Raw genomic sequence first — 25192 nt, forward strand, 5'->3', positions numbered from 1 at the left:
GAATCCCGGTTCCCCCAGCCCCACGTTTCGAGAGTGAGAAGTAGTCGGATATGGGTCTCGAAGAAAAACTGCCGAGCGGATTCCTGCTCAGCACAGTGGAAGATTTCGCCGGATACCTCCGCAAGGGTTCGCTGTGGCCCGCGACCTTCGGCCTCGCCTGCTGCGCCATCGAGATGATGGCGACCGGCGCGGGCCGATTCGATATCGCCCGCTTCGGCATGGAGGCGTTCCGCGCCTCGCCGCGCCAAGCCGATCTGATGATCGTGGCCGGGCGGGTCAGCCAGAAGATGGCGCCGGTGCTGCGCCAGGTCTACGACCAGATGACCGAGCCGAAATGGGTGCTCGCCATGGGCGTCTGCGCCTCCTCCGGCGGCATGTTCAACAACTACGCCATCGTGCAGGGCGTCGACCACGTGGTCCCCGTCGACATCTACCTGCCCGGTTGCCCGCCGCGCCCGGAGATGCTGCTCAACGCGATCCTCGCGCTGCACGCGAAGATCCAGGAGATGCCGCTCGGGGTGAATCGGGAGGACGCGGTGCGGGCGGCCGAACAGGCGGCCCTGGCCTCGACGCCGACCATCCGGATGGAAGGTCTGCTGCGATGACCTTCGACACCCCCGACAACACCGAGATCCGATCGACCCACGCCGACACCGATGCCGCCGCCACCGCCGGGCCCGAAGGCACCCTGCCCCCGCAGGATCCGCAGCCCGAGGGCGACGAGGTCATCGGTGTGCGGCGCGGCATGTTCGGCATCTCCGGCACCGGCGACACCTCCGGCTACGGACGCCTCGTCCGGCCGGTCACCCTGCCCGGGAGTACCCCCGCCCCGTTCGGCGGCTACTTCGACGAGGTGGTGGATTCGCTGCGCGTCGCGCTCGCGGCCGCGAACATCCCGCTCGAGACCGCGATCGAGAAGATCGTCGTCTTCCGCGGCGAATTCACCCTGCACGTCCGGCGCGCACATCTGGTCCGGGTGGCCCGCGCGCTGCGAGACGACCCCGCGTTGCGATTCGAACTGTGCCTGGGCGTCAGCGGCGTGCACTACCCCGACGACGCGGGCCGCGAATTGCACGCGGTGTATCCGCTGATGTCGATCACCCACAACCGCAGGCTGCGCGTCGAGGTGTCGGCGCCCGACGCCGACCCGCATATCCCGTCGCTGTACGAGGTCTACCCCACCACCGATTGGCACGAACGGGAGACCTACGACTTCTTCGGCATCCTCTTCGACGGCCACCCCTCGCTGACCCGGATCACGATGCCGGACGACTGGCGTGGCCACCCCCAGCGCAAGGACTACCCGCTCGGCGGGATCCCGGTCGAATACAAGGGCGCGCGCATCCCGCCGCCCGACGAGCGGAGGGCGTACAGCTAGTGAACGACATCGATACCAGGCCCGGTGCGCGCGACGCCGGGTCCGAACCGACCGTGGTCACCGTCGCCGGCCAGGACTGGGACCAGGTCACCGAGATCATCGACGGGGCGGGCGAAGAACGCATCGTCGTCAACATGGGTCCACAGCATCCGTCGACGCACGGCGTGCTGCGACTGATCCTCGAGATCGAGGGCGAGACCGTCACCGAGGCCAGGTGCGGCATCGGCTATCTGCACACCGGCATCGAGAAGAATCTCGAATTCCGCAACTGGACACAGGGCGTCACCTTCGTCACCCGGATGGACTACCTGTCGCCGTTCTTCAACGAGACCGCCTACTGCCTCGGCGTCGAGAAACTGCTCGACATCACCGAGCAGATTCCCGAGCGCGCCACCGTCATCCGGGTCATGCTGATGGAACTCAACCGCATCTCCTCGCATCTGGTGGCCCTGGCCACCGGCGGCATGGAAATGGGCGCGCTGACGCCCATGCTGTTCGGCTTCCGAGAACGCGAACTGATCCTCGACGTCTTCGAGACGATCACCGGATTGCGCATGAACCACGCCTACGTTCGCCCCGGCGGCCTCGCGCAGGATCTGCCCGACGACGGCGTCAGAAAGGTCCGCGAACTGCTCGCCCTCATGCCGAAGCGGTTGCGCGACATGGAACAACTGCTCAGTCAGAACCCCATCTGGAAAGCGCGGACACAGGACGTCGGCTACCTCGACCTCACCGGCTGCATGGCACTTGGCATCACCGGTCCGGTGTTGCGCGCCACCGGCCTTCCGCACGATCTGCGCAAATCCCAGCCCTACTGCGGTTACGAGAACTACGAATTCGACATCCCCACCACCACCGGCTGCGACTGCTACGGCCGCTACTGGATCCGCGTGGAGGAGATGAAGGAATCGCTCAAGATCGTCGAACAGTGCCTCGACGCCCTGCCGTCGGGGCCGGTCATGGTGGACGACAAGAAGATCGCCTGGCCCGCCGATCTCGAACTCGGCCCGGACGGACTCGGCAATTCCCCGCGCCACATCGGCCGCATCATGGGCACGTCCATGGAGGGTCTCATCCACCATTTCAAGCTGGTCACCGAAGGTATCCGGGTCCCGGCGGGACAGGTGTACACGGCGGTGGAGTCGCCACGCGGCGAACTCGGCGTCCACATGGTCAGCGACGGCGGCACCCGGCCGTTCCGGGTGCACTATCGCGACCCCTCGTTCACGAATCTACAAGCGGTGGCGGCGATGTGCGAAGGTGGCATGCTCGCCGACGTCATCGCCTCCGTCGCCAGCATCGACCCGGTGATGGGTGGTGTCGACCGATGACCGAGATCCTGCTCAAACTCAGCACCAGGCCCGAACCGTATCCCCCGTACGTGCACGATCGGCTGCGCGGCGACGCCGAGGCGATCATCGCCCGCTACCCGCACCCGCGTTCGGCGCTGCTCCCGCTGCTGCACCTGGTGCAGGCCGAGGAGGGCTACGTCACCGGAACGGGTATCGAATTCTGCGCCGAACAACTGGGATTGACCGGCGCGGAGGTCACCGCCGTCGCGACGTTCTACTCCATGTACCGGCACACCCCCACCGGCGAATACCACGTCGGGGTCTGCACCAACACGCTGTGCGCGGTCCTCGGCGGTGACGCAATCCTCGCCGCGCTCGAAGAACATCTCGGCATCGAACACGGTGAGACCACCGAGGACGGCGCGATCACCCTCGAACACGTCGAATGCAACGCCGCCTGCGATTTCGCACCGGTGATGATGATCAACTGGGAGTTCTTCGACAACCAGACCCCGGAATCGGCGCGCGCGCTGATGGACGCGCTGCGCGCGGGTCAACGCGTACGCCCGACCCGAGGCGCGCCGCTGTGCACCTTCAAGGAGACCGCGCGCATCCTCGCCGGATTCCCGGACGAGCGCCCCGGCGTGCTCGACGGCGCGGCGGGCGAAGCGTCACTGGCCGGACTGCGCGTCGCGCGCGAACAGAACATGCAGGCCCCCGAACCGAATACCGGCAAGTCGGAGGGCGCCCGATGATCCTGACCCCGGTCCTCACCGAACACTGGGACGACCCCAATTCCTGGACCATCGACACCTACCGCCGCAACAGCGGATACCAGGCATTGCGCACCGCGCTGGGCATGGAACCGGACCAGGTCATCCAGACCGTCAAGGACGCGGGCCTGCGCGGCCGTGGCGGCGCGGGATTCCCGACCGGCCTGAAATGGGGTTTCATCCCGCAGGGCCCCGGCCAGGGCGGCAGCGCCAAACCGCACTACCTGGTCGTCAATGCCGACGAGTCCGAACCCGGTACCTGCAAAGACATTCCGCTGATGATGGCCAGCCCGCACACCCTCATCGAGGGCGTCATCATCGCGGCGTACGCGATCCGCGCGAACACCGCGTTCATCTACCTGCGCGGCGAGGTCGTCCCGGTGCTGCGCAGGCTGCACGCGGCCGTCGCGCAGGCGTACCAGGCCGGACTGCTCGGCCGCGACATCCTCGGCTCCGGTTACGACCTCGAACTCATCGTGCACGCGGGCGCGGGCGCCTACATCTGCGGCGAGGAAACGGCGCTGCTCGATTCGCTGGAGGGACGCCGCGGCCAGCCCCGACTGCGTCCACCCTTCCCCGCCGTCGCGGGCCTGTACGCCTGCCCGACGGTGGTGAACAATGTCGAATCCATCGCCAGCGTCCCGCCGATCATCCAGCGCGGCACCGACTGGTTCCGTTCCATGGGCAGCGAGAAATCCCCCGGCTTCACCATCTACTCCCTGTCCGGGCACATCGCCAGGCCGGGCCAGTACGAGGCGCCGCTCGGCATCACCCTGCGCGAACTGCTCGACTACGCGGGCGGGGTGCGCGCCGGGCATCGCGTGAAATTCTGGACCCCTGGCGGTTCGTCCACGCCGCTGTTCACCGACGAACACCTGGATGTGGCGCTCGACTACGAGGGTGTCGCGGGCGCGGGATCCATGTTGGGCACCAAGGCATTGCAGATCTTCGATGACACCACCTGCGTGGTGCGCGCGGTCCTGCGCTGGACCGAGTTCTACGCGCACGAATCATGCGGGAAATGCACGCCGTGCCGCGAAGGCACCTACTGGCTGGTGCAGTTGCTGAAACGCGTCGAGCAGGGCCGCGGCACCGAATCGGATCTGCGCAAACTGCTCGATATCAGCGACAGCATCAACGGCAAGTCGTTCTGCGCCCTCGGTGACGGCGCCGCCAGCCCGATCCTGTCCTCGCTGAAGTACTTCCGCGAGGAATACCTGGACCACCTGCGACTGGGCGGCTGCCCGTTCGACCCGGCGCGGTCCACCGTATGGGCCGACTCCGCGCACAGCCACGAAGCGCTCGGTCAGGAAGAAGGGGTGCGATGACAGCCACCGTGAACGCCGGAACCAGCGGGGTGGTTCCGGCCGACCTGGTCACCGTCGTCATCGACGGCGCCTCGGTCAGCGTGCCCGCGGGCACGCTGGTGATCCGGGCGGCCGAACTCGTCGGCATCCAGATCCCGCGTTTCTGCGACCATCCGCTGCTCGATCCGGTCGGGGCCTGCCGCCAATGCCTGGTCGAGGTGGAGGGGCAGCGCAAACCCGTCGCCTCCTGCACCCAGACGGTCAGCGAGGGCATGGTGATCCACACCCAGCTCACCTCGCCGGTCGCCGAGCGGGCGCAGGAGGGCGTGATGGAGTTGCTGCTCATCAACCATCCGCTGGACTGCCCGGTCTGCGACAAGGGCGGCGAATGTCCGCTACAGAACCAGGCGATGTCGTCGGGCCGGCCCGAAACCCGGTTCGAAGGCGTCAAACGCACCTATCCCAAACCGATTCCGCTGTCCACCGCCGTGCTGCTCGACCGGGAACGCTGCGTGCTGTGCGCCCGGTGCACCCGCTTCGCCCAGCAGGTGGCGGGCGACCCGTTCATCGAACTGATGGATCGCGGAGCCCTGGAGCAGGTCGGTACCGCGCAAGCCGAACCCTTCGATTCCTACTTCTCCGGCAACACCGTCCAGATCTGCCCGGTCGGCGCGCTCACCGGCGCCAGTTACCGATTCCGCGCCAGGCCCTTCGACCTCGTGTCCAGTCCGAGCGTCTGCGAACACTGCGCGTCGGGCTGCGCGCAGCGCACCGATCACCGGCGCGGAAAAGTGCTGCGGCGCTTGGCCGGTGACGATCCGCAGATCAACGAGGAGTGGAATTGCGACAAGGGCCGCTGGGCCTTCGCCTACGCCACCGAACGCGACCGCCTCACCACCCCGCTGGTACGCGGCTGGGACGGCGGTCTGCATCCGGCGTCCTGGTCCGAGGCGCTGACCGCCGCGGCCCAGGGTCTGGCCGCCGCCCACGGTAACGCCGGGGTGCTCGTCGGCGGGCGCGTCACCGAGGAGGACGCCTACGCCTACGCGAAATTCGCTCGAATCGCGTTGGGCACCAACGATGTCGACTTCCGTGCCCGCGCCCATTCCGCCGAGGAGGCCGACTTCCTCGCCTCGCGGGTGGCCGGTCAGGGCGTCACCGTCGACTACGACAGCCTCGACCGCGCGCCGATGGTGCTGCTCGCCGGATTCGAGCCGGAAGAGGAATCCCCGATCGTCTTCCTGCGGTTGCGCAAATCCGCCCGCGTCCGAGGCCTGCGGGTCTACGGGATCGCGCCCTTCGCCACGCGCGGACTCGAACGGATGTCGGGATCGCTGCTCACCTGCGTCCCCGGCACGGAAACCCATGTGCTCGAGGCATTGCGCACCCGCGACGCCCTGCTGGCGGGTACCGATCCGCAGCGACTGAGCGCGGCGGCGCGGGCACTGCGCGAACCGGGCGCGGTGATCCTGATCGGCGAACGGATGGCGGCGGTGCCGGGCGCGTTCTCGGCCGCCGTGCGGCTGGCCGAGGAGACCGGCGCGGACCTGGTCTGGGTGCCCCGGCGCGCCGGTGAACGCGGCGCGGTCGAGGCGGGCGCCATGCCCGGCCTGCTGCCAGGCGGTCGCCCGGTGACGGATCCGGCCGCACGCCAACAGGTTCGCAACTTCTGGCAGGTCGATGACCTCCCCGCGACCCCCGGCCGCGACACCGCGGCGATCCTCGATGCCGCTCCCTTCCTGGGCGCGTTGGTGATCGGCGGTGTCGATATCGCCGACCTGCCCGATCCGAGCGCGGCACTGTCGGCCATCGACGCGGCCCGGTTCGTGGTCAGTCTGGAACTGCGGCACAGCCCCGTCACCGACCGCGCCGATGTCGTGTTCCCGGTCGCGACCGCGATGGAGAAGGCGGGCACCTTCCGCACCTGGGAGGGCAGGCCACGCCGATTCGACGCCGCGCTCGGCGATTCGACGGTACTGCGCCGCGCCGCGCAACTGTCCGATCATCGTGTGCTGCACGCTATCTCCGAGGAGATGTCGGTCCCGCTGCGCCTGCCGGACGCCGCGTCGGCGCGCGCCGAACTCGTCCGCCTCGGCGCTTGGGACGGACTGCCCGTCCCACCGCCGGAATACGGCGCGGATCCGGTATCGCACCCCGAACAGGGCGAGGCGGTACTCGCGTCGTGGCGGATGCTGCTCGACCAGGGCCGCATGCAGGACGGCGAGCCGAATCTGGCCGGTGTCGCTCGACCGCCGGTGGTGCGACTGTCCGCGGCGACCGCCGCCGAGATCGGCGCGGCCGACAACGACGCGATCACCGTCGGCACCGATCGCGGCATCGTCACCCTGCCGCTGATGATCACCGAGATGCCCGACCGGGTGGTCTGGTTGCCGATGAATTCGCCCGGCAGCTCCGTCTACGAGCAACTCGCCGCCCGTCCCGGCGGCGTCGTCGCGATCCGGCGCGCCGACGAGAGGATGAAGGAGCACCGTCATGAGTGATCCCGCGCTGTTCGCGACGGCTCCCGCTGGGCCCTCGGTGGTGACGCGCGCCGCGGGCTACGGCCCCGACTCGCTCGCCCTGTTCGGCCACGACCCCCTGTGGCTGATCATCGCCAAATCCCTGGCGATCTTCGCGTTCCTGCTGCTCACCCCGATGATCGCGGTGGTGGCCGAGCGAAAGATCGTGGCGCGCATGCAGATGCGGCTCGGTCCGAACCGGGTCGGGCCGGGCGGATCGTTGCAGGCGGTCGCCGACGGCGTGAAGATGGCCCTCAAAGAGGACATCATCCCGGCCATCGTCGACAAACCCATCTACATCCTGGCGCCGATCATCGCGATCACCCCCGCGTACATGGCCTTCGCGGTCATCCCGTTCGGCGGTGAGGTCTCCATCGCCGGGCACACGACGGCGTTGCAGCTGACCGATCTCCCGGTCGCGGTGCTCTACATCCTGGCCATCACCTCGATCGGGGTGTACGGAATCGTGTTGGCGGGCTGGGCTTCCGGGTCCACCTACCCGCTGCTCGGCGGTCTGCGCTCCACCGCGCAGGTGATCTCCTACGAGATCGCGATGGCGCTGTGCTTCGCCGCGGTCTTCCTGCACGCGGGCACCATGGCCACCTCCGGCATCGTGTCCGCGCAGTACGGCACCTGGTTCGTCTTCCTGTTGCTGCCGTCGTTCCTGATCTACTGCGTGTCGATGGTCGGCGAGACCAACAGGGCGCCCTTCGACCTGCCCGAGGCCGAAGGCGAACTCGTCGGCGGATTCCACACCGAGTACTCCTCGCTCAAATTCGCCATGTTCATGCTCGCCGAGTACATCAACATGGTCACGGTGTCGGCGCTGGCCACCACGCTTTTCCTCGGCGGCTGGCACGCACCGTGGCCGGTCAACATGTGGTCGGGCGCGAACTCCGGCTGGTGGGGACTGCTCTGGTTCACCCTCAAGGTGTGGACGTTCCTGTTCGTCTTCATCTGGTTGCGCGGCACCCTGCCTCGGCTGCGCTACGACCAGTTCATGGCGCTGGGCTGGAAACTGCTGATTCCGGTGTCGCTGCTGTGGGTGATGGTCGTGGCGGGGATCCGGGTGCTCGACATCGAGGGCGTCCACATCCAGGCCCCGGCGCTGGTCGTCAGCGGACTCGTCATCACCGCGCTCATGGTGTGGCGGTTCCTGCGCGCGGGCCGTGCCGTCGGCAAGCCGGTGCCCGAACCCGACCCGGAACCGACCGGATCCGGTGTGTCCGGTGTCTTCTTGGGGTTCCCGACCCCGCCGCTGCCCGCCCGCGCCCACGGAAGCGACAGCCCCGAGGCGGGCCTGTTCGAACCGCTGGCCGGTTTCGCCGTCACCGCGCGCACCATGTTCAAGAAGCCCAATACCGAGTCCTATCCGGAACAGAAGGTGCCGACCGCGCCGCGGTATCACGGACGGCACCAGCTGAACCGGTACGCGGACGGGCTGGAGAAATGCATCGGCTGCGAACTGTGCGCGTGGGCATGTCCCGCCGACGCGATCTTCGTCGAGGGCGCGGACAACACCGAAGCGGAACGCTTCTCACCGGGTGAGCGCTACGGGCAGGTCTACCAGATCAACTATCTGCGCTGCATCGGCTGCGGCCTGTGCATCGAAGCGTGCCCGACCAGGGCGTTGACGATGACCAACGAGTACGAACTCACCGACGACAACCGGGCCGACCTGATCTACGAGAAGCAACAGTTGCTCGCTCCGATGGAACCGGGGATGTCCCCGGTCCCGCACGCCATGCATCCCGGCACCACCGAGGGCGACTACTACCGCGGCGATATTCCCGGCGGCCACGGTCCCGGCGCGACCACGGCGCCCGCGACCGTCGGCGCGGAAGGAGGTGCGCGATGACCGCGACGACACTGCTGCTCGCCGCCGAACCGCTCGCGAGAACCTCGACCGACGAGGCCGTCCTGTTCTGGATCCTGGCCCCGGTGGCCGTGGTCGGCGCGCTCGGCATGGTGTTCTCCACCAAGGCGGTGCATTCGGCGCTGTGCCTGGCCGCCACCATGCTCACCCTCGCCGCGTTCTACATCGCCCAGGACGCGCTGTTCCTCGGCGTCGTGCAGATCGTCGTCTACACCGGCGCGGTGATGATGCTGTTCCTGTTCGTGCTGATGCTGGTCGGCGTCGACTCCACCGAATCGCTGAAGGAGACGCTGCGTGGGCAACGCCTGGCCGCCGCCGCGGTCGGGCTCGGCTTCGGCATCCTGCTGATCAGCGGAATCGCCACCGGAGTACGCGATTCCGATATCGCCTTCCCCGCCACCGGTTTCCCCGGGCGGGACGTGATCGCCGAACTGGCCGAACTGATCTTCGTGCGCTACGTGTGGGCCTTCGAACTCACCGGGGCACTGCTCATCACCGCCACTATCGGCGCGATGGTGCTCGCGCACCGCGAACGGTTCGAACCGCAGCCCGATCAGCGCGAGATGTCGCGCCGCCGCTTCCGCGACCGCGACAAGCGAGCCACTCCGCTGCCGACCCCCGGCGTGTACGCCCGCCACAACGCCGTCGATATTCCGGCCCGGCTGCCGGACGGTTCGTTCGAGGAGCTGTCGGTGAGCACCATCCTGCGCCACCGCAGGAACCGGGCATCGACCGAGGCCGCAGTCCTCTCGGTCGGCACCCCCGCTACACCCCCTCGAGAGTCCACTGACGAGGAAGGCAACCGGTGAATCCCGAGAACTACCTGTTCCTGTCCGCCCTGCTGTTCACCATAGGGGCGGCGGGCGTGCTGCTGCGACGCAACGCCATCGTGGTCTTCATGTGCATCGAATTGATGCTCAACGCCGTGAATCTCGCATTCGTCACTTTCGCCAGGATGCACGCCGACCTGGACGGGCAGGTGTTCGCGTTCTTCACGATGGTCGTCGCCGCGGCCGAAGTCGTCGTCGGACTCGCCATCATCATGACCATCTTCCGCGCCCGCCGCTCGACCTCGGTCGACGACGCCAATCTGCTGAAGTTCTGACGTGGATACGGCAACGCTCTGGCTGCTGCCCGCCCTGCCGCTGGCGGGCGCCGTCTTCCTGCTGCTGATCGGGCGCTATGGACGACGATGGGGTCACCTGCTCGCGTGCGCGACCGCGCTGGCCTCGTTCGGGGTCGCGGTGTGGGCGTTCTTCGGCATGCTCGGCCGCGACGGCGAAGACCGCGCGATCCATCTCGACCTGTTCCAATGGGTGCCCGTCGCCGGTCTCCGGGTCGACTTCGGACTCCAGATGGATCAGCTCTCCATCTGTTTCGCGCTGCTCATCACCGGCGTCGGAACCCTGATCCACATCTACTCGATCGGCTACATGGCCCAGGATCCGGCGCGGCGGCGGTTCTTCGCCTACCTCAACCTGTTCCTGGCCGCCATGCTGCTGCTGGTCCTGGCGAACAACTACCTGGTCCTGTACCTGGGCTGGGAAGGCGTCGGCCTCGCCTCCTACCTGCTGATCGGTTTCTGGAGCGAGAAGCCCTCGGCGGCAACGGCGGCCAAGAAGGCCTTCGTGGTCAACCGGGTCGGTGACATGGGTTTGGCGCTGGCGATGATGGTCATGTTCGCCACGTTCGGCTCCGTCGGTTTCGGTCCCGTCTTCGACGCGGCTCCGGGCGCGAGCGAGGGTACGCTGACCGCGATCGGCCTGCTGCTCCTGCTCGCCGCCTGCGGCAAATCCGCGCAGGTGCCGCTGCAATCCTGGCTCGGGGACGCGATGGAAGGCCCGACACCGGTCTCCGCGCTCATCCACGCGGCCACCATGGTCACCGCGGGCGTCTACCTGATCACCCGCTCCAACGCCATCTTCGACCTGGCGCCGAACGCCCGGCTCGCGGTGGTGCTGGTCGGCGCGGTGACGTTGCTGTTCGGCGCGATCATCGGCTGCGCCAAGGACGACATCAAGAAGGCGCTCGCCGCCTCGACCATGAGCCAGATCGGCTACATGGTGCTGGCCGCGGGACTCGGCCCCGCCGGATACGCCTTCGCGATCATGCATCTGCTCACCCACGGTTTCTTCAAGGCCGGGCTGTTCCTCGGCGCGGGTTCGGTGATGCACGCGATGGACGACGAAACCGATATGCGCCGCTACGGCGGCCTGCGCACCCTGCTGCCGATCACCTACGTCACCTTCGGACTCGGCTATCTGGCCATCATCGGGGTGCCGCCGTTCGCGGGATTCTTCTCCAAGGACAAGATCATCGAGGCGGCGTTCGACCAGGGCGGGGTCAACGGTCTGGCGCTCGGCGCGATCACGCTGCTCGGCGCGGGTCTGACCGCGTTCTACATGACGCGGGTGATGTTGATGACGTTCTTCGGTGAGCGTCGCTGGAAACCCGACACCCACCCGCACGAATCCCCCGTCGTGATGACCGGCCCGATGATTCTGCTCGCTGTCGGCTCGGTGGCCTCGGGTCTGCTGTTCGTGCTCGGTTCCTCGTTGCAGAACTGGCTGGAACCGGTCGTCGGCGCCCATCACGGTGAACCGACGGTGCCCGCGGCCGTGGTCACCACGCTGGCGTTGATCGTGGTCGCGGTCGGTGTCGGTGTCGCCTACTTCCAGTACGCGCGACGCCGGGTGCCCGCGACCGCGCCGGAACCGGTGAACGCGTTGACCGTCGCGGCGCGCCGCGATCTCTACGGCGACGCGATCAACGAAGGCGCCTTCATGCGGCCGGGACAGCATCTGACGCGGTCGCTGGTATTTCTCGATACTCGCGGAATCGACGGCGTCGTCAACGGCACCGCCGCGACGATCGGCGGACTCTCGGCCCGCGTCCGCCGGGTCCAGACCGGATTCGTGCGGTCCTACGCCCTGTCCATGTTCACCGGTGCGGCCCTGGTCGCCGCGGCCCTGTTGGCAGTGAGGCTCTGGTGAGTGACTTTCCTTGGTTGACGACGCTGTGGGTATTGCCCGTCATCGGTGCGGCGGTGACCCTGGCGATGCCCGCCGCGCGGCGCACCCTCGCCCGCGCGGTCGCGCTCTGCTTCTCGATCGCGGTTCTCGCCGTCGGCGTCGTGGTCGCGGTGCTCTTCGAGCCCGGAGGCGAGCAGTTCCAGTTCGTCGAAGCACGCGAATGGATTCCGGCGTTCGGAGCGGGCTACACCGTCGGAATCGACGGCATCGCCATGGTTCTCGTGCTGCTCACCGCCGGGCTCGTGCCGCTGCTGATTCTGGCGGGCTGGCACGACGATCGGGTTTTCGGCGGCGCGCCCGAGGACGCGGCACCGACCCGGCACGCGCACATCTACATGGCGCTGACCCTGCTCGTCGAGGCGATGGTGCTGATCTCGTTCGTGTCGCTGGACATCCTGCTGTTCTACGTGTTCTTCGAGGCGATGCTCATCCCGATGTATTTCCTCATCGGCGGTTTCGGCGCGCGCGACGCCGATCCCTCGGCGCGGCAGCAGCGTTCGCGCGCGGCCGTGAAGTTCCTGCTGTACAACCTGTTCGGCGGATTGATCATGCTCGCCGCGGTGATCGGACTGTATGTGGTCACCGCGCGTGACGGTCTCGGTGCGGGCGGTGGTGGCACCTTCGATCTGCGCGACGTGATCGCGGCCGCCAACTCCGGGCAGCTCGGCGCGGCTCCCGCGGTGTTGAACGCGCTGTTCCTCGGATTCATGTTCGCCTTCGCGGTGAAGGCGCCGCTGTGGCCGTTGCACACCTGGCTGCCCGACGCCGCGGTGGCCGCGACCCCGTCGAGCGCGGTGCTGATGATGGCGGTGGTCGACAAGGTCGGCACCTTCGGCATGTTGCGCTACTGCCTGCTGCTGTTCCCCGAGGCGTCGAGTACCTATGCGCCGCTGGTGATCACGCTGGCGGTGATCGGCATCGTGTACGGCGCGCTGCTCGCCATCGGTCAGACCGACGTGATGCGGCTGATCGCCTACACCTCGATCTCGCATTTCGGGTTCATCATCCTCGGCATCTTCGCCATGACCAGCCAGGGCCAGACCGGGGCGACGCTGTATATGGTCAACCACGGCATCTCCACGGCGGCGCTGTTCCTGATCGCCGGATTCCTGGTGTCGCGCCGCGGTACCAGGGTCATCGCCGAATACGGCGGTGTGCAGAAGGTCGCGCCGGTGCTGGCCGGCACCTTCTTCATCGCCGGTCTGGCGACACTGTCGCTGCCAGGCTTGGCACCGTTCGTCAGCGAATTCCTGGTGTTGATAGGCACTTTCAGCCGCTATCAGGCGGCGGCGGTCGTGGCCGCCATCGCGCTGGTGCTCGCCGCGCTGTATGTGCTGTGGCTCTACCAGCGGATGATGACCGGTCCGGTGACGAAGGGCAACGAGCACCTCTCCGATCTGGTGCCACGGGAGATGATCGTAGTGGCCCCGCTGATCGCCGCGCTGATCTTCCTCGGCGTCTACCCGAAACCGGTACTGGATTTCATCGATCCCGCGGTGGGCCAGACCCTCACCACCATCGGGAAAAACGATCCGGAACCGTCCGTGCCCGCGCTGCCCGAAGCGGGCGCGGCGGATCGGCCGGGAGGTGGGCACCGGTGAGGCCGTTGTGTTTCCTGCTGCTCGTCGCCGGGCTGATCAACCTCGCGACCCGGGTCTCCCTGACAAGGACGGCATAAGTGACTTCCCAGGATTACGGAACCGTGCTCGCCGCCACCGTGCCGGCGCCGAGTATCGAATACAGCACCCTGTCCCCCATGCTGATCGTCTTCGGCGCCGCGGTGACCGGTGTGCTGGTCGAGGCGTTCGCGCCACGCCGCTTCCGCTACGGCATCCAGGTGGTGCTCGGAGTCGCCGCGCTGGCGGCGGCGCTGGCGGCGGTCGTGTTGCTCGCGGGCACCTCGGAGACGGCGGTGTCGGGCGCGGTCGCGATCGACGGGGTGACGCTGCTGTTGCAGGGCACGATCCTGGTGGTGTCGATCCTGGGTCTGCTGCTCATCGCCGAACGTGGCATCGAACGCCGGGCCGTCGCGCGATCGGGGCCGGGTACCTGGAGTCGTGCCGCCGCGACAGCCGAACGTGGCGGTCATCGCACAGACGCCTTCACCGCGCAGGCGGCGGCGGTGCCGGGCAGCGCGGACGAAGCGGCGGCCGACCGGGCCGGTGCGGCCACCACCGAGGTGTTCCCGCTGACCATGTTGGCCATCGGCGGTCTGCTGCTCTTTCCCGCTTCCAATGATCTGCTGACGATGTTCGTCGCCCTCGAGGTGCTGTCGCTGCCGCTGTACCTGTTGTGCGGCCTCGCGCGCCGGAATCGGTTGCTGTCCCAGGAATCCGCGCTGAAGTACTTCCTGCTCGGTGCGTTCTCTTCCGCGTTCTTCCTCTACGGTGTCGCCCTGCTCTACGGCCAGGCGGGCACCGTCGAATTGCCCGGCATCGCCGCCGCCATCGCCGGGAAGCCCTCCGACGACGCCGTGCTCGCACTGCTGGGCACAGCGATGCTCTCGGTCGGTCTGCTGTTCAAGATCGGCGCGGTGCCCTTCCAGTCCTGGGTGCCCGATGTGTACCAGGGCGCGCCGACACCGATCACCGCGTTCATGGCCGCCGCGACCAAGATCGCGGCAGTCGGTGCGTTGTTGCGTGTGCTGCAAGTGGCGGTGCCGGAGTTGCGTGAGGACTGGCGGCCGATCCTGGCCGCCGTCGCGATCGCCACGATGGTGGCGGGCGCGGTCATGGCGATCACCCAGACCGATATGAAGCGCATGCTCGCGTATTCGTCGGTCGCCCACGCGGGTTTCATTCTCACCGGCCTGGCCGCGGCCGACGAAGCGAGCGTCAGCGCGGTGCTGTTCTACCTCGTCGCCTACGGGCTCAGCACGATCGGCGCGTTCGCCGCGGTCTCGCTGGTCCGCGGCGCCGACGGCGGCGAGGCGACCGGCCTGGCGCAATGGGCGGGTCTCGGGCGCACCAGTCCGCTCCTGGCGTCACTGTTCGCGCTGTTCCTGCTCTCGTTCGCCGGTCTGCCGCTCACCAGCGGTTTCGTCGCCAAGTTCGCGGTATTCGGTGCGGCGGCCTCGGCCGACGCGATCTATCTGGTGATCGTCGGTGTGCTGTGCAGCGCGATCGCGGCCTTCTTCTACGTCCGCGTCATCGTCCTCATGTTCTTCACCGATCCCCCGGCGGACGCTCCCCGGGTCGTGACCCCGGTGCTGACCTCCATGGTGGTCGCCGGAACCGCCGCCGCCACCCTGGTTCTGGGCATCCTGCCCCAGCCGCTGCTCGATCTCACCGAGCGGGCATCGACCTTCGTCCGCTGATCGCCGCCGAACGCCGGAGTACGCAACACTCACGGCTGCGGGCCTGAGAGGGTGGCAGTCGTGAGTGTTGCGTACCGGCGTGACCCTACTGGATGACGATCACTCCGGATGCCAGATCGGCCTTGACCTTGTCCATGGTGGCCGCCGTCTCCGGTGCGGCGTCGCACAGGACGAAGTCGGTGGCTCCGGTGGCCGAGGCGATGCCGAAGCGGACCTGTTCGGCGGCGAAGGTGTCGTTCAGGACGGCGTCGACGGCGAATTCGAGTTCGGCGCCGATTTCGCTCTTGACGTAGCCGGCGAATCCGGCTTCGGAGCCGCAGGCTTGACCAGGTCGCACAGCACCAAGGTCCGGGGTGCCCGGGCGATCACCGCTTCGGCGGCCGTGTCGGCCTCGACCGCGACCCGGTCGGCGCGGACGCCCGCGGTGAGGCCGTAGTCGGTGAGACCGAGGGCGGTCGCGCCACCGTAGGTGGCCGCGCGCAGGGCGAGTTCGATGTCCCCGTCGGCGTAGCACTGCGCCCGCTCGGCCAGCCGGTGCGCGCGGTGCATCATGTCGCCGTCGCCGTAGGGCGACCACAGGTCCCGGATCCCGTCGTTGCCCATCGCGAGATTCGCGCCTGCGGCGTGCATCTCACGCAGGGGCGCGACGGGGTCGTCGTGGGCGGCGCAGGTCGCGAGGCTGATCCCGGCCTCGGCCAGCCCCGCGATCAGGTCGGCTCGGTGCGCCGCGTCGATGTCACCGAGGGCGTAGCCGTGACCGACGGTGACGCGGCCGTTCATGCCGGTGGCCAGGGTGCGTTCGATGATCGACTCGAACTGCCACGCGCCCAGGGTGCCCCGGTCGTGCAGGTGCACTTCGATCGAGACGTCGTGTTCCAGGGCCAGTCCGAAGACGGTATCGAGGTGACGGACCGGGTCGCGGTCGACACCGGCGGGGTCGATTCCGCCGACCACCTGCGCGGCTCCGGTGCGCAACGCCCGATCTATCAGTTCGACGGTGCCGGGATTGGTGAGCATCCCGAACTGCGGGAACGCCACCTGCTGCACCGTGATCCGCCCTTCCAGACGTTCGACGGCGGCGGCGAGCGCGACGAACCCGTCCAATCCGAGTTCGGGGCAGATATCGGTGTGCGTGCGCACGCGGGTGGTGCCCGCGGCGAGCATCGAGGTCAGCAAAGCGGTGATGCGGTCGGCGTCGGGGACACCGAATTCGGCTCGTCGACGCTGGACGTAGGCGATCTTGTCGCGCAACGCGCTACCGGCCGTATTGGGCACCCACGGACCGCCCCACAGGGTTTTGTCGAGGTGACAGTGGGCGTCGACGAGACCGGGTAACACCAGCGCGCCCGCGAGATCGATGGTGCGCTGATGTTCGGTCGGCGAACGGGTCTCGACAGATCCTCGCGCGACGATCTCGACCAGCCGACCGTCGGCGACGCGGAGATCGACGGCCTTGTCCGCGCCCCACATCCGCGCGTCGCGCAACAGCAGATCCATCTCAGCTCGCCATCTCGATCTCGGTGCCGATCCCGCGCCGTCGGGCCGCGTCGATCAACAGCCGCGCGGCCGCGAGGTCCTGCAATCCGATCCCGAGGGAGTTGTAGAGGGTGATCTGCTCGGGTGCGCTGCGTCCGGGTTTCGCGCCGACGACGACCTCGCCGATCTCGTCGCCGAAATGGTCGGCGTCGATCGCGCCCTCCCCCAACGGGATCAGGACGTCCCCGGATTCGTGCAGCGCGGTGAGCCTGCTGTCGACCACCACGCGGGCCATCCGGATACCTTCGGTGTCGATTTCGCGGTGGTCGGGGCGCGGCGGCGCGCCGACCGCGTTGACGTGCAGGCCCGGCGGGAACCAGGCGCCGCGCACCACCGGGTCCTTCGCGGGGGTCAGGGTGCACAGCACGTCGGCGGCGCGCACCACATCCTCGGCCGAATTCACCACCTCGGCGCCGGTGCTGTCGGCGAATTTGCGCGCGGTGGCCTCGGTGCGGCTCCAGACCAGAACGCGATCGACGTCGAGTATCGGCCGCAGGGCTTCCACATGGGTGTGGGCGAGCGCGCCCGCGCCGATGAATCCGAGCACGCGACTTTCGGGCCGGGCGAGTTCCGCGGTGGCGACGGCCGAGCGGCGGCGGTGCGCACGCGGGTGACCGCGCCGCCGTCGATCAGCGCTTCGCACGAGCCGTCCTCGGTGGCGACCGCCAGGATCGTCGACCGTTGCGGCGGTAGTCCCCGGTCACGGTTGCCCGGGACGTCGGCGAGCAGTTTGACCGCGGCCAGCCCCGCCGGACGTGAGGCGGCGACCATGGCCAGGAAGGTGGATTCCGATCCGGGCAGGCGCATGGCGGGCGGCGCGGGTGAGACCGCGACGCCGCGGGCGAGATCGGCGTGGGCTCGGCGGACCGCCGCGGTGACCTCGGGCAGCGCGATCATCGCGAGCACGTCGGAGCGGGTGAGGATGAGCGTCATCGGGCCTTGGCCTCTCGGAGGAAGGGACGGGTGAGTGCGACGGGTGCGCGGCTGGCGCCGAGAAGGCGTGCGCGTCGGCGCCAGCCGCACACCGCCGTCGAGCAGTTCTCCGGTCGCGCTCATCGCGCCACGTCCTCTCCGATGGTCATCGGGCGCCTGCCCTTCGGAAGATCACCGCGCCGGCGATCAGGATGATCAGGACGCTCTGCACGATCTGTACCGACGACGCCGGAACACCGGCGGCCAGTTGCAGATCGATGCCGCCGGAGGCGAGCAGTCCGAAGGCCAGCGCTATCCCGCAGACGGCGGTGAGCGAGCCGCGTGCGAGCAGTCCGACGACGAGTGCCGCGAAGCCGTAGCCGGAGGTGAAATGTTCGGCGAGCACGAACGGCACCGTCGCCACCAGTCCGGCTCCGGCGATACCGGCGAGCCCGCCCGCGACCGCGAGGGAACCGAATTTCAGCCACGCGACCGGCAGACCCAGACGTGCCGCGGCCGGTTCGGACAGCCCCACCGCGGCCAGGCGGGTGCCGATCGCGGTGCGGCGCAGCACGATCGCCGCGACGACGGCCGCGATGACGGCCAGGACGACGGCGATGGTGGCGGGTGAGCCCTGGAGTCCGAGCAGCGGCAGCCGTGCGCCGGGAACCAGCGGCGGTGATTGCGGCAGGGTGTCGGCGGAGGTCACCGGTTGACGCAGCAGCCCTTCCTCGTGCACGACCAGCGTCACCAGTCCGAGTCGACGTCGGTCAGCGCGCGCACCGCGCCGTAGGTCTTTCCGACGCCGGTCATCTCCAGAGCCACCGCCACGGTCCACCTCCTTATTGGTATACCGTTAACTTCGCGGTCGCGTGTGGCGCGCGCGTTCCCGCGATGTTTCGTCTGGGAAAACCCATCGCAGGTGCGGTTAATGTGGAATCTCGTGACTGCCCCCGCCTCGCTGCGCGATCACGCGTACCAGACCCTCAAACGTCGGATCGTCGAAGTCCAACTGCGCCCCGGCGCCCGTCTGGTGGAACGCGATCTGGCCGCTGAGCTGGACGTTTCACGTATCCCACTGCGCGAGGCGCTGCGGATGCTGGCCACGGAGGGACTGGTACTCCTGGTCCCGGCCAAGGGCGCGCTGGTCGCGACCTTCTCCCCCGCCGATGTCCGCGATCTGTTCGATATCCGCGAAGTCCTCGAATCCCTGGCCGCGCGACTGGCCGCCGAGCGCGCCACCCCCGACACCCTCGCCCCGCTCACCCACCGCATGGCCGAGGCCCGAACCGCCACCGTCTCCCGCGATCTGCCCCGCATCGCCGCCGCCAACGCCGCCTTCCACGCCGAGATCATCGCCATGGCCTCGAACCCGTTGCTCAGCAACGTGATGGGACCGCTCGCCGCGCGCACCGAATGGCTGTTCCGCCTCACCGCGTCCCGCGACCCGGTCGAACAGTGCTCCGAACACGAAGAGCTCTACGGCCATATCGCCTCGGGCGCCGCCGACGAGGCGGCCACCTCCGCCTTCGCCCACATCGCCGCGGGCCGAGAACTCAGCATCACCCTCGCCGAGAAATGGTCCGACCCCGATTTCGACCCCGAACTCATCGCCCGCGGTCGTCGCCGCAGGCGCGTGCAGTCCTGATCCGCGCACGGTACTCCCAGGGTTGACATCGGAGCTGTCCGGTCGGCTACGGTGTGAGGCGATGACTACCGGGACGGCGTTGCGCCACACACGGATTGGTTACCCGGTGCTGTTCTGAGCGCCGCGCGGGCCGGTGTCGGTTCGCTTCTCGATCAGGGGTCGCGCGGTATCGCGCGGGCCCCGCCTTCTTCGTGTCGATCCACGACATCATTCACGACGGAAGGATTCGACAATGGCCCCCACACACGGTGTATCCATAGAAATACCGACACCCGACGGTGTCGCCGACGCGTATCTCACCCACCCCGACGACGGTGCCGCCCATCCGGGAGTTCTGGTTGTTCAGGACGGTTTCGGCGTGCGGGCGAGCCTGCGGGCGCTGGCCGATCGTCTCGCCGCGCACGGCTACACCGTCCTGCTGCCCAACGCCTACTACCGGCACGGGCCCGCGCCGGTGATCGAACTGCCGGACTTCATCGACCCGGTTCAGCGGCCGGATATCTTCCAGCGGGTCTTCCCGATGATCCGCGAGCTCACACCGGAACTGCTGCGTACCGATGTCGGCGCGTACCTCGAATGGCTGGCGGCGTCGCCGCGGGTCACGGCGGGCAGGGTCGGGGTCACCGGTTACTGCATGGGTGCGCGGCTGGCGGTGCTGGCGGCGGCCATGTTCCCCGATCAGGTGGCGGCGCTGGCGGGATTCCACGGCGGACCGCTCGTCACCTACACCCCCGACAGTCCGCACCTGGTCGTCGGAAACATCACGGCGGAACTGTATTTCGCCCACGCGGGCGACGATCACCACATGACCCCGCAACATATCGCCCGTTTCGACGAGGCACTCACCACCTGCGGGGTCCGCCATCGCACCGAGGTCTACGGAGGTGCCCGCCACGGCTTCACCCAGGCCGACACCTCCGACTACGACCAGCAGGCCGCCGAACGGCACTACCGCGAACTGCTGGCCCTGTTCGACCGCACCCTGCGCCGGTAACGCGTCACACAGTGCGCAGCACCTCGCGCAGCCGGGCGGCGAACGCGGCGATGTCCTCGGTGAAACCGGTGTGACCACCGGGGAATACGGTCGGGGTGGTGTCGAGACGGCTGGCCAGTTCGTGGCAGGTGCGCGCGCACAGCTGACCGGCGGATTCCGCGCCGAGGCCGATGATGACGCGGGTGGGTGCGGCCGCGAGGGCGGCGGGATCGGGCTGCCAGCCGACGGTGTGCGCGATCTCGTGTTCGAACCAGTATTTCTCGCTCGCGAGATCTTCCGGTGCCCGGTCGCCGCCGAACATCTGCGTGAGCACAGGGTCGGGGATCTGGATATTCGCCTGCGCGAAAAACTTTCGCCACGAGCCGACCGTGTCGCCGCCGCGATAGGTCTCGATCAGGTCGGTGGTGCCGTCGAAGAGACTGTCACGATCATCGAGCAGTCCGATCGAGGGCGGTTCGTGGGCGATGACGGTGGTCACCAGATCGGGGTCCTGCTGCACCAGCGCCATCGCGCTCACCGCGCCACCACTGGATCCGAACACGACGGCGGGGCCCGCGCCGAGGTGGGTGATCAGCGCGGCGAGGTCGGCTCCGCGCAGTTGCGCGGTCGAGTCCTGTTCCGGATCGTCGAGGACGCTGCGCTGGTGTCCGCGTGGATCGGTGGTGAGCACGGTGTGGGTGGAGGCGAGGATGTCGGCGATGGGCGCGAAGGCATCCGCGCCCATCGGGGCTCCGACGAAAACGATGAGCGGGCCCGCGCCACGGATCTCGTAGTGCAGGGTGGCGCCGGGGACGTCGAGGGTGTGCACACTGACCGAGGTGGCCGGGCCGGCAGTCATAGCTGTCTCCTTAGGGGGCTGTCGTGGCTGTCCACGAGTACTGACTGCGCGGCCCTCCCGAACTCATCGCTGAGCCGGATATTTCTTTCCGAGTCCTTTCTCGGCGGATTCAGTTGTAGGACTTGGTGACACCGTCGAGGAGGTGTTCGAGGGTGTCGTAGGTCGGCGTTTCGACGACGTCGATCAGTTCGGGCGCGAGCGGTATGCCGCGGGTGGCCGAGGCGAACCGGGCGGCGTCGCCGGTGCGGAAACCGTGTGCGGCGGCGAGTTCGCGCAGGACGGGGTCGCCGGTGAGCAGGCGTCCGATGGTGTCGCCGCCCTCGCGCAGCGGGACGAGGGTGTGTTTGGACAGCACCGTCGGGGACGGGTAGGCCAGCACCATGCCGGGTTTGATCTGTCCCTTGGCGGTGGCCTCGACGAATTGCGCCTCGTAGATCAGGGCCAGCGGGGAGGCGCCCATGCCCGAGGTCAGGTATTCCTGGAACGGGCCTTCGGTGGTGGTCTCGGTGTAGCCCTGTCCGACGAACAGTTTCGACAGCGTCGGCAGCACGGCCTGTTCGGCGGGGGTGCCCTGCACGATCGCGTTGTCGTTGGCGACGAAGCTGGCGATCGACAGGTACATGGCCGCCGAGTTCGAGGTCCTGGGGTCGGTGGTGGAGACCAGGATGTTCTTGCGCACCGGATAGGTGGTGTTGTCGGGCAACTGTGCCCATTCGGTGTTCTCGCGCACCAGTTGCAGGTAGCGGGCGATGTCGACGGCGGGCACCGCGCCGGGCTTCACCACGCCCGCCGGGGTCAGCAGGTCGATGATCGGCTGGAATGTCGCGATCGCCATCGGCGAGGAGAACGGGGTGTACTTGGTGTTGATGTTGCGGGCGCGCTGGATCCGTTCGGCGGCGGGCGCGCTCGACGGGAAGACGAAATCGTAGGCGCCCAGATCGATCGAGGTCGCGATCTGTCGTGATCCCGCCGCCTCCACCTCGATCCGCACGCCGTGGGTGGCCAGCGCGTCGATCACTCGCTGATCCTGGAAGAAGGCCATCTTCTCCGAACCGACCACGCCGCGCACGAGGGTGAGCCCGGGCGCCGCGGCCGTCGCGGGCGGTGGCGAGTCGGGCTGACGCACCGCCAGCGACACCACGACCACGGCGACCAGCACGGCCGCTCCGCCGAGCAGCAGGGCATTGCGCCGGTTCGGCAGCGGGAACGCGCGGGGCCCGGACGTCGCTGGTTGCGGGGCGGGGACGTCGATGGCCGCCGCCGCCGCGACGACCTGCGCGCTGTCGGGTTCGAGTTCGCGGCGCGCGACCCGTTCGACCAGCACGGGAACGAATTCTCGGACCGGGTGCCCGGCGAATCGCGCTCTGGCGTCCTCGATCGCGGTTTGGACGCGTTCGGCGGGATGGGTGTCGCGGTAGGTTTCGAGCAGCCTCTCGGTCAGGCGGCGGATCGCCTTCTCCTCGCGCACGGTATCGACAGCCACACTTCTCCTCGACGTCACGCCTCTCGAACAGCATCCCGGGCTGTCCGCGCGCCGAACCATACCGTCATCGTCGTACCGGCGAGATCCGACCGCACGGACTGTTTTCCGTCGATTCGGCTGTGTGCGTTGGCATCTCGGAACGGCAGGGTGCGCAGGTCAGAACCGGTGCGAAGGTGGCGACGGCGCGTGCGGTATCGGTCCGGTGATGCCTCACAGAGTTCAGGAGGGTCTCGACTGTCCGTCATCGCCTGTTGCCCGGTCGTTCACGGCCGGGCCGTGCCGTCGATCAGAAATCGTAGGACGCGACCCCGACCGGTCCCGCGCCGATACACAGGCCGAGTCCCGGTGTGGCGGAGCCGATTCGCAATGCCGACCCGCTGCCGACGATCCGGACGAAAACGGTGTTCAGTCCTCGCCGCACGGGGGCGACGACCGGTGTCCCGGTCTGGAGCGCGACGGTGATCCGGCCGTCGCGTTCGGCGAGATAGTTCAGTTGCGCGGTCCATTCGTGTTCGAGCATCGGGCCGTTGAGCGGTATGTCGATCGGCTCGGTGCCGGTGAGACGGTAGCCGCACGAGGGTTCCGGTCCCGGCACGATCGCGCGATTCCACCACACGACAGCGTCGACGATATCGCCGCCGTCGGTGATCATGCGTAGTCGCGGTGTCGATTCGGCGAACAGGCCGGGCGGCGCGATGGGCGCCAGGACGCGGCTCGCGAGATTGTCCGGGTAGGCCAGCGGGTTGAGCACATTCCACGGCACCTCCTGCTCGAGCAGCGGGACGCCGTCCCAATCATCCAGTGCCGAGGCCACATTCGCGAGATAGGCCTCTGTCGGCGACACCCGCCACGATCGGACGAATGTCACGGTGGTGAACAGGCTGCTCACCACGAACAGAGCCGTCACCGCGAGCACCGTGCGCCCCCGGGGCGGGGTGAACCCCTCGCGCGGGCGTGCACGCAGGAACAGCGCGGCCGCCGCGGTCAGGATCACGGCGACATCGGCGAAGTAGCGCAGCGACTGCATCAGCTCGCCCGCGGTATTCGGTCCGGTGCGGGCCAGGGCGACCGGCAGTTGCGCGAGCACGACATACCCCGCGGCCAGCAACCACACCGGCCCCATACGCCTGCGCGCGCGCAGCGACCACACCAGCAGCGCGAGCACTCCCGCCCATGCCGTCGCGACCGCCCAACCGGGCGGATCGGCCCACGGTGTCGACGGCAGCCAACGTTCCCACGTCCACGGCCCACCGAGCAGGGTCGGGACCATGCCGAACGATGTCGCGCCCGGCAGCAGTCCGCGCACTTCGTTCGTGCTGTAGTGCACCGACGAGGTGTCGATGACGGTCAGGTAGATCGCGAACCAGCACACCAGCGCGATCAGCGATCCGATCCACAGCGCCGCGCCGCGCCGCCACACCGACCGCGCGCACCGCCCGAGTTCGCCCATCACGCCGCGCTCGTCCCCCGCGCCGTCGACGTAGCAGGCCAGCGCCGCCACCGCGAAGGCGACGACCGGGACGAGGACCGATTTCTCGAAGAACAGCAGCGCCGTGGCCGTGACCACGATTCCGGACATCGCGAAGCGACGTCGACCGGTGCGCACGAGCAGTACCGCGTCACCGATCACCCAGGCCAGCGCGAATTGCAGGGGTAGCGCGTTGAGCGCGGCGGCCCACCAGGCGAAGGCGGGCAGGGTCAGCGGCGAGAACAGGAAGAAGATCAGCGGAACCAGGATCATCCACCGCCTGCCGACGAGCACGATCAGCAGCCGGAGCACCGCCAGCGATACCGCGAGCTGGGCCACCAGCATCGTCACCACCGGGCCCGCCCACACCAGCGGTGCCGCCGCGGTCACCACCCACGCGGTGACGAACGCCAGCGGCATGAAATGGCCGTCGTGGTCGTAGAGCAGCAGATCGTGCGACAGCAGCGGGAACCGGGCGGCCCGGCTGACGACGACGAGGTCGTCCCAGTAGAAATAGCCGTTGCGCGCGACCCACCAGCGCAGGCCCGCCTGCGCCAGGATCAGGCACAGGGCCACGATGACGATCACCCTGCCCGCGCGCGAATTCTCGGATCGTGGCGCGTGGCCGGATGCGGGTATCTGCTCCGAACGGGCGACCAGCGCGGTGTCCATGGGACTCCACCCTAGCGACCCCTCGCTTCGGAACAGCCGCGCCTCACATGGCCGATTCGGGACTTTTGGGCACCGGCTTGGTCGTCACCCGTGACGGCGGGACCATCGTGATGCGCCCCGGTGACACCGTGTGGACTCCGCCCGGGTG

The 25192-nt window shown here is 68.4% G+C and carries 20 protein-coding genes and 1 pseudogene; 14 read left to right on the plus strand and 7 right to left on the minus strand.

All coding sequences use genetic code 11. The features are described from left to right. Positions 1 to 50 precede the first annotated feature (50 nt). From OG225_RS15690 to nuoN, 12 genes are all read left to right on the plus strand, one after another. Positions 51 to 605: an NADH-quinone oxidoreductase subunit B family protein gene (locus OG225_RS15690; RefSeq protein ID WP_109530183.1), complete on the plus strand. Its 555-nt coding sequence runs from the start codon at positions 51 to 53 to the stop codon at positions 603 to 605. After that, positions 602 to 1378: an NADH-quinone oxidoreductase subunit C gene (locus tag OG225_RS15695; protein ID WP_405182319.1), complete on the plus strand. Its 777-nt coding sequence runs from the start codon at positions 602 to 604 to the stop codon at positions 1376 to 1378. The genes OG225_RS15690 and OG225_RS15695 overlap by 4 nt, the downstream gene beginning before the upstream one ends. Then, positions 1378 to 2709, plus strand: a complete 1332-nt coding sequence (locus OG225_RS15700) for an NADH-quinone oxidoreductase subunit D (RefSeq protein ID WP_405182320.1) — start codon at positions 1378 to 1380, stop codon at positions 2707 to 2709. The genes OG225_RS15695 and OG225_RS15700 overlap by 1 nt, the downstream gene beginning before the upstream one ends. Further along, the gene (gene nuoE / locus OG225_RS15705; RefSeq protein WP_405182321.1) at positions 2706 to 3425 is read left to right on the plus strand and encodes an NADH-quinone oxidoreductase subunit NuoE; all 720 of its coding nucleotides are present in this window, start codon (positions 2706 to 2708) and stop codon (positions 3423 to 3425) included. The genes OG225_RS15700 and nuoE overlap by 4 nt, the downstream gene beginning before the upstream one ends. Continuing rightward, positions 3422 to 4771 carry an NADH-quinone oxidoreductase subunit NuoF gene (gene nuoF, locus OG225_RS15710; RefSeq protein WP_405182322.1) on the plus strand — a complete coding sequence of 450 codons (1350 nt, stop codon included), beginning with the start codon at positions 3422 to 3424 and terminating at the stop codon, positions 4769 to 4771. The genes nuoE and nuoF overlap by 4 nt, the downstream gene beginning before the upstream one ends. Further along, a complete protein-coding gene (locus OG225_RS15715; RefSeq protein WP_405182323.1) occupies positions 4768 to 7251 on the plus strand; it encodes an NADH-quinone oxidoreductase subunit G in 2484 nt (827 codons plus the stop codon). Before nuoF ends, OG225_RS15715 begins: the two co-directional genes overlap by 4 nt. Beyond that, entirely contained in the window at positions 7244 to 9127 is a 1884-nt protein-coding gene (gene nuoH, locus OG225_RS15720) for an NADH-quinone oxidoreductase subunit NuoH (RefSeq protein WP_405182324.1), read from the plus strand. Before OG225_RS15715 ends, nuoH begins: the two co-directional genes overlap by 8 nt. Next, entirely contained in the window at positions 9124 to 9954 is an 831-nt protein-coding gene (locus OG225_RS15725; RefSeq protein WP_355086031.1) for an NADH-quinone oxidoreductase subunit J, read from the plus strand. The genes nuoH and OG225_RS15725 overlap by 4 nt, the downstream gene beginning before the upstream one ends. Next, on the plus strand, positions 9951 to 10250 hold the full coding sequence (nuoK, locus tag OG225_RS15730) for an NADH-quinone oxidoreductase subunit NuoK (RefSeq protein WP_063048808.1): 300 nt from the start codon (positions 9951 to 9953) through the stop codon (positions 10248 to 10250). The genes OG225_RS15725 and nuoK overlap by 4 nt, the downstream gene beginning before the upstream one ends. A 1-nt stretch (position 10251) precedes the next feature. Then, positions 10252 to 12138: an NADH-quinone oxidoreductase subunit L gene (nuoL, locus tag OG225_RS15735; protein WP_405182325.1), complete on the plus strand. Its 1887-nt coding sequence runs from the start codon at positions 10252 to 10254 to the stop codon at positions 12136 to 12138. After that, the gene (locus OG225_RS15740; protein ID WP_405182326.1) at positions 12135 to 13778 is read left to right on the plus strand and encodes an NADH-quinone oxidoreductase subunit M; all 1644 of its coding nucleotides are present in this window, start codon (positions 12135 to 12137) and stop codon (positions 13776 to 13778) included. Before nuoL ends, OG225_RS15740 begins: the two co-directional genes overlap by 4 nt. Before the next feature lie 77 nt (positions 13779 to 13855). Beyond that, entirely contained in the window at positions 13856 to 15493 is a 1638-nt protein-coding gene (gene nuoN / locus OG225_RS15745; RefSeq protein WP_405182327.1) for an NADH-quinone oxidoreductase subunit NuoN, read from the plus strand. 85 nt (positions 15494 to 15578) lie between these two features. Here nuoN and OG225_RS15750 read toward each other — a convergent pair whose 3' ends face one another. The 4 genes and pseudogenes from OG225_RS15750 to OG225_RS15765 all read right to left on the minus strand — a co-directional run bounded on the left by OG225_RS15750 (position 15579) and on the right by OG225_RS15765 (position 18692). After that, positions 15579 to 15830, minus strand: coding sequence for a hypothetical protein (locus tag OG225_RS15750; protein ID WP_405182328.1), 252 nt, complete (start codon positions 15828 to 15830; stop codon positions 15579 to 15581). Further along, the gene (locus OG225_RS15755; protein WP_405182329.1) at positions 15731 to 16990 is read right to left on the minus strand and encodes an amidohydrolase; all 1260 of its coding nucleotides are present in this window, start codon (positions 16988 to 16990) and stop codon (positions 15731 to 15733) included. The genes OG225_RS15750 and OG225_RS15755 overlap by 100 nt, the downstream gene beginning before the upstream one ends. 1 nt (position 16991) lies before the next feature. Next, positions 16992 to 18085 (minus strand): annotated as a pseudogene (locus tag OG225_RS15760) (ornithine cyclodeaminase family protein). A gap of 22 nt (positions 18086 to 18107) precedes the next feature. Further along, positions 18108 to 18692: an ABC transporter permease subunit gene (locus OG225_RS15765; protein ID WP_405182330.1), complete on the minus strand. Its 585-nt coding sequence runs from the start codon at positions 18690 to 18692 to the stop codon at positions 18108 to 18110. Positions 18693 to 18884: 192 nt separating this feature from the next. Between OG225_RS15765 and OG225_RS15770 the strand changes: the two genes are divergently transcribed. Further along, positions 18885 to 19589 (plus strand): GntR family transcriptional regulator, encoded by a 705-nt coding sequence (locus OG225_RS15770; protein WP_405182331.1) that lies wholly within the window; start codon positions 18885 to 18887, stop codon positions 19587 to 19589. A 232-nt stretch (positions 19590 to 19821) separates the two neighbouring features. Further along, positions 19822 to 20583 (plus strand): dienelactone hydrolase family protein, encoded by a 762-nt coding sequence (locus OG225_RS15775; protein WP_405182332.1) that lies wholly within the window; start codon positions 19822 to 19824, stop codon positions 20581 to 20583. A gap of 4 nt (positions 20584 to 20587) precedes the next feature. Here the strand turns inward: OG225_RS15775 and OG225_RS15780 are convergent, their stop codons facing one another. The 3 genes from OG225_RS15780 to OG225_RS15790 form a co-directional block, all read right to left on the minus strand. Continuing rightward, a complete protein-coding gene (locus tag OG225_RS15780) occupies positions 20588 to 21421 on the minus strand; it encodes an alpha/beta fold hydrolase (protein ID WP_405182333.1) in 834 nt (277 codons plus the stop codon). 109 nt (positions 21422 to 21530) lie between these two features. Further along, a complete protein-coding gene (locus OG225_RS15785) occupies positions 21531 to 22904 on the minus strand; it encodes a three-helix bundle dimerization domain-containing protein (protein WP_405182334.1) in 1374 nt (457 codons plus the stop codon). 286 nt (positions 22905 to 23190) lie between these two features. Then, positions 23191 to 25044: a hypothetical protein gene (locus OG225_RS15790; protein WP_405182335.1), complete on the minus strand. Its 1854-nt coding sequence runs from the start codon at positions 25042 to 25044 to the stop codon at positions 23191 to 23193. Positions 25045 to 25192 lie beyond the last annotated feature (148 nt).

The sequence above is a fragment of the Nocardia sp. NBC_01377 genome (genome assembly GCF_045040005.1).
GTDB lineage: Bacteria > Actinomycetota > Actinomycetes > Mycobacteriales > Mycobacteriaceae > Nocardia > Nocardia noduli.

Coding starts and splice junctions, on each gene's coding strand:
- nuoE (WP_405182321.1), top strand. CDS start 2,706: ATGACCGAGATCCTGCTCAAACTCAGCACCAGGCCCGAACCGTATCCC.
- OG225_RS15775 (WP_405182332.1), top strand. CDS start 19,822: ATGGCCCCCACACACGGTGTATCCATAGAAATACCGACACCCGACGGT.
- nuoF (WP_405182322.1), top strand. CDS start 3,422: ATGATCCTGACCCCGGTCCTCACCGAACACTGGGACGACCCCAATTCC.
- OG225_RS15690 (WP_109530183.1), top strand. CDS start 51: ATGGGTCTCGAAGAAAAACTGCCGAGCGGATTCCTGCTCAGCACAGTG.
- OG225_RS15715 (WP_405182323.1), top strand. CDS start 4,768: ATGACAGCCACCGTGAACGCCGGAACCAGCGGGGTGGTTCCGGCCGAC.
- OG225_RS15755 (WP_405182329.1), bottom strand. CDS start 16,990: ATGGATCTGCTGTTGCGCGACGCGCGGATGTGGGGCGCGGACAAGGCC.
- OG225_RS15790 (WP_405182335.1), bottom strand. CDS start 25,044: ATGGACACCGCGCTGGTCGCCCGTTCGGAGCAGATACCCGCATCCGGC.
- nuoH (WP_405182324.1), top strand. CDS start 7,244: ATGAGTGATCCCGCGCTGTTCGCGACGGCTCCCGCTGGGCCCTCGGTG.
- OG225_RS15725 (WP_355086031.1), top strand. CDS start 9,124: ATGACCGCGACGACACTGCTGCTCGCCGCCGAACCGCTCGCGAGAACC.
- OG225_RS15780 (WP_405182333.1), bottom strand. CDS start 21,421: ATGACTGCCGGCCCGGCCACCTCGGTCAGTGTGCACACCCTCGACGTC.
- OG225_RS15695 (WP_405182319.1), top strand. CDS start 602: ATGACCTTCGACACCCCCGACAACACCGAGATCCGATCGACCCACGCC.